Annotated in this window: 7 protein-coding genes; 6 read left to right on the top strand and 1 reads right to left on the bottom strand. The window is 67.0% G+C overall.

Translation table 11 applies throughout. The features are described 5' to 3' along the window. Window positions 1-104 precede the first annotated feature (104 nt). A complete protein-coding gene (locus ROZ37_RS19470) occupies window positions 105-1,163 on the bottom strand; it encodes an AraC family transcriptional regulator (RefSeq protein WP_312662100.1) in 1,059 nt (352 codons plus the stop codon). Between the two features lie 164 nt (window positions 1,164-1,327). Between ROZ37_RS19470 and ROZ37_RS19475 the strand changes: the two genes are divergently transcribed. From ROZ37_RS19475 to ROZ37_RS19500, 6 genes are all read left to right on the top strand, one after another. Further along, complete coding sequence (locus tag ROZ37_RS19475; protein ID WP_312662101.1) at window positions 1,328-2,500, top strand: isovaleryl-CoA dehydrogenase; 1,173 nt, start codon at window positions 1,328-1,330, stop codon at window positions 2,498-2,500. After that, a complete protein-coding gene (locus ROZ37_RS19480; protein WP_312662103.1) occupies window positions 2,500-4,107 on the top strand; it encodes a carboxyl transferase domain-containing protein in 1,608 nt (535 codons plus the stop codon). The genes ROZ37_RS19475 and ROZ37_RS19480 overlap by 1 nt, the downstream gene beginning before the upstream one ends. Before the next feature lie 14 nt (window positions 4,108-4,121). After that, the gene (locus tag ROZ37_RS19485) at window positions 4,122-6,125 is read left to right on the top strand and encodes an acetyl/propionyl/methylcrotonyl-CoA carboxylase subunit alpha (RefSeq protein ID WP_312662105.1); all 2,004 of its coding nucleotides are present in this window, start codon (window positions 4,122-4,124) and stop codon (window positions 6,123-6,125) included. 164 nt (window positions 6,126-6,289) lie between these two features. Further along, a complete protein-coding gene (locus ROZ37_RS19490) occupies window positions 6,290-7,978 on the top strand; it encodes an AMP-binding protein (RefSeq protein ID WP_312662107.1) in 1,689 nt (562 codons plus the stop codon). Window positions 7,979-8,170: 192 nt separating this feature from the next. Beyond that, window positions 8,171-9,085 (top strand): hydroxymethylglutaryl-CoA lyase, encoded by a 915-nt coding sequence (locus ROZ37_RS19495; protein ID WP_312662109.1) that lies wholly within the window; start codon window positions 8,171-8,173, stop codon window positions 9,083-9,085. 155 nt (window positions 9,086-9,240) lie between these two features. Further along, window positions 9,241-9,918: a glutathione S-transferase family protein gene (locus tag ROZ37_RS19500; protein WP_312662111.1), complete on the top strand. Its 678-nt coding sequence runs from the start codon at window positions 9,241-9,243 to the stop codon at window positions 9,916-9,918. The last annotated feature ends 245 nt before the right edge of the window (window positions 9,919-10,163 follow it).

A 10,163-nucleotide genomic window follows, 5' to 3' on the forward strand; every position in this document is an offset into this window, starting at 1 on the left:
CCGCGGCGTGCGATCGAGTCCGCGTTTCCCCCCGTTCGGCCGAAGGATTGCAATCGATGTTTCAGACGGCGCGGCTGGCACTGCCCGCTCGGGCGTGAGGGACGTCAGCCGTGTGCGCTTGTGCCGCCCAGCCGCTTTTCGCGAAACGCGCTCGGCGACGCTCCGGTCCATTGCCGGAACGCACGGGCGAAGCTCTTTTCGTTGCGGAAGCCGACCGCGAGCGCGATCTGCTTGACCGAGCGGCTGGTGCGATTCAGTAGATCGACCGCCCGCTCGCGGCGCGCCTCGTCCTTCAATTGCTGCACCGACGCGCCTTCCTCTTCGAGCTGACGGTGCAGCGTGCGCGGCGACAGGTGCAGCCGCTCGGCGAGCGTCTCGGCGGTCGCGCCTTCGTCGAGCCGTTCGCGCAGCAGATGACGCACGCGCTGCACGAGCAGGCGGTCGCGGCGATATTGCAGAACCGTCAGCGGCAGCGCGCGGCGCAGCATCTGTTGCAGCGCCGCCTCGTCGCGCCGCAGCGGCAGCCGCAGGTACTGCGCGTCGAAGCTGATCCCGGCCTGTTCGGCGTCGAACTGCACCGGCCCCTGGAATAGCAGTGGATAGACGGAACGGTGCGGCGGCGGCGGAAACGGGAAGCGGGCGAGGAGCAGCGGGATGCGCGAGTCGATCACCCAGCACGCGTACCCGAGCAGGTAGCGCAGGATCGTCACGAGGCAGAACTCGTGCATGTCGCCGAGGTAGCGGCGCACTTCGATCCGCACGTGCGCGACGTCGCGCTGCGCGTCGAGGTGCAGCAGGATGTCGTCGGTGAGCAGCCGATGGTGGCGGCACCAGCGTTTGATCGCGATGCCGAGGTCGGGTGACGTGATCGACGCGCGGCACAGCATCCCGTAAGAGCCCCACGGCAGCCGGCGCGAGAACCAGCCGAGCGCCTCGTCGTCGAGCTCCTGCATCGCGACCGCCGAGATCAGTTCCATCTGCGCCGCCGTCACCCGCGCCTCAGGGTTGTCGAGCGCTGCCGGCGCGATCTGTGCCTGCCGAAGCGCGTTGGCGGGATTGATACCGTAACGGCGGTACGCCGCGACGATCGCGCGGATGAATGCGATCGGCGTGGCGGCCGCGCCGTGCGTCGGATCGGGGATCGGGGGGAGGTTCGCGGCCATGCGGCGATGATAGGGGGCGTGGCAGGATTTGCAACCACGTTGGCGCCTGCTGCCTCGTCCCGCGGCCTACTCTGACGGGGCTACGACGATTCGCCGCGAGCCGTCCATACTGATTCGAGCGACGTCCCGAAACAACGCCATCGACAAGGAACGAGGAGACCCCGATGAACATTCCGAGCCTGAACTTCAACCTCGGCGAAACGATCGAGATGTTGCGCGACACGGTGCAGGCCTTCGCGGCCGACCAGATCGCGCCGCGCGCGGCCGAGATCGACCGCGCGAACGAATTTCCCGCCGACCTGTGGAAGAAGCTCGGCGAGCTCGGTCTGCACGGGATGACCGTCGAGGAGGAATACGGCGGCACGAACATGGGTTACCTCGCGCATATCGTCGCGCTGGAGGAAGTCTCGCGCGCGTCGGCGTCGGTCGGCCTGTCGTACGGCGCGCATTCGAACCTGTGCGTGAACCAGATTCGCCGCAACGGCAACGCCGAGCAAAAGCGCAAGTACCTGCCGAAGCTGGTCTCCGGCGAGCACGTCGGCGCGCTCGCGATGAGCGAGCCGAACGCCGGCTCCGACGTCGTCTCGATGAAGCTGCGCGCCGACAAGCGCGGCGACCGCTTTGTGCTGAACGGCTCGAAGATGTGGATCACGAACGGCGGCGACGCCGACACGCTGGTCGTCTATGCGAAGACCGACATTGAAGCCGGCGCGCGCGGCATCACCGCCTTCATCGTCGAGAAGGGCATGAAGGGCTTCACGCACGGCACGCACCTCGACAAGCTCGGCATGCGCGGCTCGAACACTTTCCCGCTGTTCTTCGACGACGTCGAAGTGCCGGAGGAGAACGTGCTCGGCGGCGTCGGCAATGGCGTCAAGGTCCTGATGAGCGGCCTCGACTACGAGCGCGCGGTGCTGTGCGGCGGGCCGCTGGGCATCATGGCCGCGTGCATGGACGCGGTCGTGCCGTATCTCCACGAGCGCAAGCAGTTCAACCAGTCGATCGGCGAATTCCAGCTGATGCAGGGCAAGCTCGCCGACATGTACTCGACGTGGATGGCGACGCGTGCCTACGTCTATGCGGTCGGCCAGGCATGCGACCGGCTCGACCACGCGCGAACGCTCCGGAAGGACGCCGCCGGCGCGATCCTGTATTCGGCCGAGAAGGCGACGTGGATGGCCGGCGAGGCGATCCAGACGCTCGGCGGCGTCGGCTACACGAACGAGTACCCGGTCGGCCGGCTGTGGCGCGACGCGAAGCTCTACGAGATCGGCGCCGGCACGAGCGAGATCCGCCGGATGCTGATCGGTCGCGAGCTGTTCTCGGAGACGGAGTGATGTCCGTCCTCAAATCCAGCATCAACACGCGCAGTCCGGAGTTCCAGGCGAATGCCGAAGCGCTGAAGGGACTCGTCGCCGACCTGCGCGACAAGGCCGCGGAAGTGTCGCTCGGCGGCGGTGCGGCGGCACGCGACAAGCACACCGCGCGCGGCAAGCTGCTGCCCCGCGACCGCGTCAATCATCTCCTCGACCCCGGCACGCCCTTCCTCGAGATCGGTCAACTCGCCGCGTACGGGATGTACGACAACGAGGCCGCGTCCGCGGGCGTCGTCGCGGGCATCGGGCGCGTCAAGGGGCTCGAATGCATGATCGTCGCGAACGACGCGACGGTGAAAGGCGGCAGCTACTTCCCGATGACGGTGAAGAAACATCTGCGCGCGCAGGAGATCGCGCAGATGAACAACCTGCCGTGCATCTACCTCGTCGATTCCGGCGGTGCGAACCTGCCGACGCAGGACGAAGTGTTCCCGGACCGCGAGCATTTCGGCCGCATCTTCTTCAACCAGGCGAACATGTCCGCGCTGCGTATCCCGCAGATCGCGGTCGTCATGGGCTCGTGCACCGCCGGCGGCGCGTACGTGCCGGCGATGAGCGACGAGACGGTGATCGTCAAGAACCAGGGCACGATCTTCCTCGGCGGCCCGCCGCTCGTGAAGGCGGCGACCGGCGAGGTCGTCACCGCCGAGGACCTCGGCGGCGGCGACGTGCATACGCGGGTCTCCGGCGTCGCCGACCACCTCGCCGAGAACGACGCGCACGCGCTGTACATCGCGCGGCGCATCGTCGCGAACCTGAACCGCACGAAGCTGGTCGAGATGAACCTCGGCGGCGGCGAGGAGCCGCTGTACGACCCGGAGGAGATCTACGGGATCATCCCGAGCGACACCCGCAAGCCCTACGACGTGCGCGAAGTCATCGCCCGTGTCGTCGACGGCTCGCGCTTCGACGAATTCAAGTCGCGCTACGGCACGACGCTCGTCACCGGCTTCGCGCAGCTCTACGGCTACCCGGTCGGCATCGTCGCGAACAACGGCATCCTGTTCGGCGAGTCGGCGCAGAAGGGCGCGCACTTCGTCGAGCTGTGCGCGCAGCGCGGCATCCCGCTGATCTTCCTGCAGAACATCACCGGCTTCATGGTCGGCCGCAAGTACGAGAACGGCGGCATCGCGAAGGACGGCGCGAAGATGGTGACCGCGGTCGCGACCGCGCAGGTGCCCAAGCTCACGATGATCATCGGCGGCTCCTTCGGCGCCGGCAACTACGGCATGTGCGGCCGCGCGTATTCGCCCCGCTTCCTGTGGATGTGGCCGAACTCGCGTATCTCGGTGATGGGCGGCGAGCAGGCGGCGAGCGTGCTCGCGACCGTGCGCCGCGACGGCATCGAGGCGAAAGGCGGCACCTGGAGCAAGGAGGACGAGGAAGCCTTCCGCGCACCGATCCGCGAGCAGTACGAAGTGCAGGGCCACCCGTACTACGCGACCGCGCGCCTGTGGGACGACGGCGTCATCGACCCGGCGCAAAGCCGCCGCGTGCTCGGGCTGTCGCTGTCGGCGACGCTGAACGCGCCGATCCCGCAGACGAAGTTCGGCCTGTTCCGGATGTAAGGGGGGAGATAACGATGTTTGAAAAAATCCTGATCGCCAACCGCGGTGAAATCGCCTGCCGTGTGATCAAGACCGCCCGCCGGATGGGCATCCGCACGGTGGCCGTCTATTCGGAGGCCGACGCCTACGCCCGTCACGTGCGCCTCGCCGACGAGGCCGTGCTGATCGGCCCGGCCGCCGCGAAGGAAAGCTACCTCGTCATCGACCGCATCATCGCGGCCGCGAAGCAGACTGGCGCACAGGCGATCCATCCGGGCTACGGCTTCCTGTCCGAGAACGAGGAGTTCTGCGACGCGTGCGAGCGCGAAGGCATCGTCTTCATCGGGCCGCCGGTGTCGGCGATTCGCGCGATGGGCTCGAAGTCCGAGGCGAAGAAGCTGATGGAAGCAGCCCGCGTGCCGCTGACGCCGGGCTACCACGGCGACAACCAGGAACCGGGCTTCCTTCACGAGCAGGCCGACAGGATCGATTACCCGGTGCTGATCAAGGCCGCGGCCGGCGGCGGCGGCAAGGGGATGCGGCTCGTCGAGAAGTCCGAAGACTTCATCGCCGCGCTCGCGTCGTGCAAGCGCGAGGCGGCGTCCAGCTTCGGCAACGAGCACGTGCTGGTCGAGAAGTACATCACCCGCCCGCGCCACATCGAGATTCAGGTGTTCGGCGACACGCACGGCAACTGCGTGTACCTCTTCGAGCGCGACTGCTCGGTGCAGCGCCGTCACCAGAAGGTGCTGGAAGAGGCTCCCGCGCCGGGAATGACGCCGGAGCGGCGCGGGGCGATGGGCAAGGCTGCGGTCGAGGCGGCGAAGGCGGTCGGCTACGTCGGTGCCGGCACCGTCGAGTTCATCGCGAACCAGGACGGCTCGTTCTACTTCATGGAGATGAACACGCGGCTGCAGGTCGAGCATCCGGTCACCGAGATGATCACCGGGCTCGACCTCGTCGAATGGCAACTGCGCGTCGCCTCGGGCGAGCCGCTGCCGCTCGCGCAGGAGCAGTTGCAGATCCGCGGTCACGCGCTCGAAGCGCGCATCTACGCGGAAGACCCGGCGAAAGGCTTCCTGCCCTCGACCGGCAAATTGCTGCACCTCGCGCCCCCGGCCGAAGGACTGCATGTGCGCGTCGATACCGGCGTCGAGGAGGGCGACGAGATCAGCCCGTTCTACGACCCGATGATCGCGAAGCTGATCGTCTGGGACGAGAGCCGCGAGCAGGCGCTCGCGCGGATGCTGCAGGCGCTCGCGGATTACCGCGTCGTCGGCGTCGCGAACAACATCGAGTTCCTCTCGCGCCTGACCGCATGCCCGGCGTTCGCCGGTGCGGACCTCGATACCGGGCTGATCGAGCGCGAAAAGGCCTACCTCTTCCCCGAAGGCGAGACCCCGCCGGTCGAGGCGTATTTCGTTGCCGCGCTCGCGGAGCTGCTGCGCGAGAACCTGCGGGCTGAGGTCGAAGCGCGCCGCGGCAGCGATCCGGTGTCGCCGTGGCACGCGCGCGACGGCTGGCGCCTGAACTCGACCGCGAACCGCGAGCTGATCTTCCGTTTCGGCGACGCGCAGAAGACGGTGCAGATCTCCTACCGCGGCGACCGCTACACGCTGACCGCCGACGGCCACTCGGCCGAAGCGCGCGGACGCGTGAATGCGCACGGCGGCATGCGCGTCGATCTCGATGGCACGCGGATGGACGCGACGGTGATCTCCGCCGGCCGGATGCGCCACGTGTTCCTGCACGGCAGGAGCTGGCAGCTCGCGAACGTGGACCCGCTGCATTTCGCCGGCGAAGGCGGCGGCGCCGAAGGCGGGCTGCTCGCGCCGATGCCCGGCAAGGTCATCGCGCTGCTCGCCGAGACGGGCGCGAAGGTCGCGAAAGGTGCGCCGCTGCTGATTCTCGAAGCGATGAAGATGGAACACACGATCAACGCGCCCGTCGCGGGCACGGTGAAGGCGTTCCGTTATGTCGTTGGCGATCAGGTCGGTGACGGCGCAGAGCTCCTGGAGTTCGAGCCGGAGAAGGGGTGAGTGAAGTGAGTTTGTAGGGCGGAAAAGCGAAGCGCCTTCCGCCGAATGCCGAACTCCGTCCGCTGCACGGGAGGCCATGCCGCGGAAAACGCTTCCGGCTCATCCGCCCTGCGAGTGACGCAGACGAATAAGAACATTTCTTGGGAAACCTGGAGAGAGACACGATGAACCAGTTGAGCTATGTCCACGGTGCGTCCGACAAGCCTTTGATCGGCCGGACGATCGGGCGCTTTTTCGACGAGGCCTGCGCGCGGCACGCGCAGCGCGAGGCGCTCGTCGTGCGCCACCAGAACGTGCGGCTGACCTACGCGGAGCTGAAGCTCAAGGTGGATGCGCTCGCGTGCGCGCTGATGCGCCTCGGGCTCGCGCCGGGCGACCGCGTCGGCATCTGGTCGCAGAACAATCTCGAATGGACGCTGACGCAGTTCGCGACCGCGAAAGCCGGCCTCGTGCTCGTCAACATCAACCCGGCCTACCGCCGCAGCGAGCTCGAATATGCGCTCAACAAGGTCGGCTGCCGCGCGCTGGTCCTGTCGCCGTCGTTCAAGTCGAGCGACTACCTCGCGATGCTCGCCGACCTCGCGCCGGAGCTTGCGGACTGCGAGCCGGGCGCGCTCGAAGCCGCGAAGCTGCCGTCGCTGAATTTCGTGATCCGCATGGGCGCGGAGAAGAGCCCGGGCATGCTGAGCTTCGATGATCTGCTCGCGCCGCCGGCGCGCGACGAGCTCGTCGAGCTCGCGGTGCGCGGCGAGAAGCTGCAGTTCGACGATCCGATCAACATCCAATTCACGTCCGGCACGACGGGCCAGCCGAAGGGCGCGACGCTGTCGCATCACAACATCCTGAACAACGGCTACTTCGTCGGCGAAGCGATCCGGCTCGTCGAAGGGGATCGGCTGTGCATCCCGGTGCCGCTGTATCACTGCTTCGGCATGGTGATGGGCAACCTCGGCTGCGTCACGCATGGCGCGACGATGGTCTATCCCGCCGAAGCCTTCGACCCGGTCGCGGTGCTCGAAACCCTCGCCGAGGAGCGCTGCACCGCCGCCTACGGCGTGCCGACGATGTTCATCGCGATGCTCGACCACCCGCGCTTCGGCGACTTCGACCTGTCGCGCCTCAGGACCGGCATCATGGCCGGCAGCCCGTGCCCGACCGAAGTCATGAAGCGCGTCATCGACAAGATGAACATGCGCGAAGTGACGATCGCGTACGGCATGACCGAGACGTCGCCCGTGAGCTTCCAGAGCGGCACCGACGACCCGATCGAGCGACGCGTGTCGACGGTTGGCCGCGTGCAGCCGCACCTCGAAGTGAAGATCGTCGACAACGAAGGCCGCGTCGTGCCGCGCGGCGTCGCGGGGGAACTCTGCACGCGTGGCTACTCGGTGATGCTCGGTTACTGGGACGACGCGGACAAGACGAAGGATGCCGTCGACGCCGCCGGCTGGATGCACACCGGCGACCTGGCGACGATCGACGACGAGGGCTACTGCAATATCGTCGGCCGCATCAAGGACATGGTGATCCGCGGCGGCGAGAACCTGTATCCGCGCGAGATCGAGGAGTTCCTCTACCGCCATCCGAAGATCCTCGACGTGCAGGTCGTCGGCGTGCCCGACCAGAAGTACGGTGAGGAGCTGTGTGCGTGGATCATCGTGCGCGAAGGCGAGGAACTCACCGCCGACGAGGTCCGGACGTTCTGCAACGGCCAGATCGCGCACCACAAGGTGCCGCGCTACATCAAGTTCGTGGATAGCTTCCCGATGACCGTGACCGGCAAGATCCAGAAATTCCAGATCCGCGAGCAGATGAAGCGGGAACTGGGTTTGGACGAAGCACAGACGGCGTGAGCGGGGACGAGGCGTAGGGCGGAAAACGAAGTTTCGGCGTAGCCAAAAGCGAAGCGCCTTACACCGCATGTGGCAATTTCAGCTCATGCGGCGGATCACGCCTTTGGCTCAACCACCCTACGCCGAAACAGGAACGAAGGTCAGCTTGATGCGCCTCGCACGCGTCATCCACAGCGAATTGGAGCAAGCGAAATGCAACTCCCCGAGACGGCAAGAATCGTCGAAGTCGGTCCCCGCGACGGACTGCAGAACGAGAAGCAGGTCGTCCCGACCGACACGAAGGTCGAGTTGATCGCGCGGCTCGCGGATGCGGGCCTGAAGGCGATCGAGGCGGCGTCCTTCGTGTCGCCGAAATGGGTGCCGCAGATGGGCGACAACGCGGAGGTCCTGGCGCGGATCACGCGCCGCCCGGGCCTGAGCTATCCGGTACTGACGCCGAACCTGAAAGGCTTCGAAGCGGCGCTCGCTGCCGGAGCCGACGAGGTCGCGGTGTTCGGCGCGGCGTCCGAGTCGTTCAGCCAGAAGAACATCAATTGCTCGATCGCGGAGTCGCTGGAGCGCTTCGAGCCGGTGATGGACGCGGCGAAGGCGGCCGGCGTGAAGGTGCGCGGCTACGTGTCGTGCGTGCTCGGCTGCCCGTACGAAGGCGAGATCCGGCCCGAGTCGGTCGCGCTGGTCGCAGGCACGCTGTTCGAGATGGGCTGTTACGAGATCAGCCTCGGCGACACCATCGGCACCGGCACGCCGGGCAAGGCGCAGCGGATGCTCGAAGTCGTGCTGCGCCGCGTGCCGGTCGCGCGGCTCGCCGGGCACTACCACGACACTTACGGCATGGCGATCGCGAACATCTACGCGTCGCTCGAGCTCGGTGTGTCGGTGTTCGACGCGTCCGTCGCCGGCCTCGGCGGTTGCCCGTATGCGAAAGGCGCGTCGGGGAACGTCGCGACCGAGGACGTCGTCTGGCTGATGAACGGGCTCGGGATCGGCACCGGCGTCGATCTCGACCGGCTCGTCGAAACGGGTGCGTGGATCAGCGGAATACTCGGGCGCGAGCCCGCCTCGCGCGTTTCACGGGCATTGCTTGCGGGCCGCGCTTCGCGTCAGTGACGTGGCATTGGAATACCGTTCGGGCTTGTCGAAGCCCTGCCGCCGCCCTTCGACAGGCTCCGGGCGAACGGCTGTATCTGATACCGGCTTAATATCGCCGCACGCCGGCGGCACGCATCGTGTCGCCCCAATCACGCCTTCAGGAGCCGCACCCGATGACGATGACGCTGTACCACTGCGTGAGCGCCCGCTCTTTCCGCCCGCTGTGGATGCTCGAAGAGCTTGGGCTGCCGTACGAACTGAAGGTGCTGCCGTTCCCGCCGCGGCACGACGCGGAGACCTATCTGGAGGTCAATCCGCTCGGCACGATTCCGGCGTTCTTTGACGGCACGACGCGAATGACCGAGTCGGCCGCGATCTGCCAGTACCTCGCCGCGCGGCACTCCGCAAGGCAACTGAACGTCGAGAGCGACGAGCCGGATTTCGGCGCTTATCTGAATTTCCTGCATTTCGGCGAAGCGACGCTGACCTTCCCGCAGACGCTGATCCTGCGCTACAGCCGTTTCGAGCCGCCGGAACGTCGGCTGCCGCAGGCTGCCGAAGACTACACGCGGTGGTTCCTGTCGCGGCTCCGCACGCTCGAGCCGCTGCTCGAATCCCGCGAGTACCTGTGCGCCGGCCGCTTTACCGCGGCCGACGTGTCGGTCGGCTATGCGTTGCTGCTCGCCGACGACATCGGGCTCAGGGAGCGCTTCAAGCCGGCCACGCTCGCGTACTGGCAGCGTCTGCAACAGCGTGACGGATTTCGTCGGGCGCTTGCAGCGCAACAGCGCGCGGCAGCGGAGCAGGGCGTGTCACTCGATTCGGTCGCCCACGCGACCGGACCGTTCTAAAAAGACAAAGCAGGACACGATCGGCCGCAGCGGCCCCAGCGGCGCGGCGGTCACGAGGAGACAGAACAGTCATGACGACGACCGAATTCGAGAACGCTCCGTTGTGGAGCCCGAGCGACCAACAGATCGCATCGGCCGGCATCACCACCTTCACCGCGCACGCGCGCGCCGCCACGGGGTTGCCGCTCGCCGATTACGCGGCGCTGCACGACTGGTCGATCCAGTCCCCGCTCGCGTTCTGGCGC

Origin of the sequence: Aromatoleum sp. (assembly GCF_032027225.1) — a bacterium.
Taxonomy (GTDB): Bacteria; Pseudomonadota; Gammaproteobacteria; order Burkholderiales; family Rhodocyclaceae; genus Aromatoleum.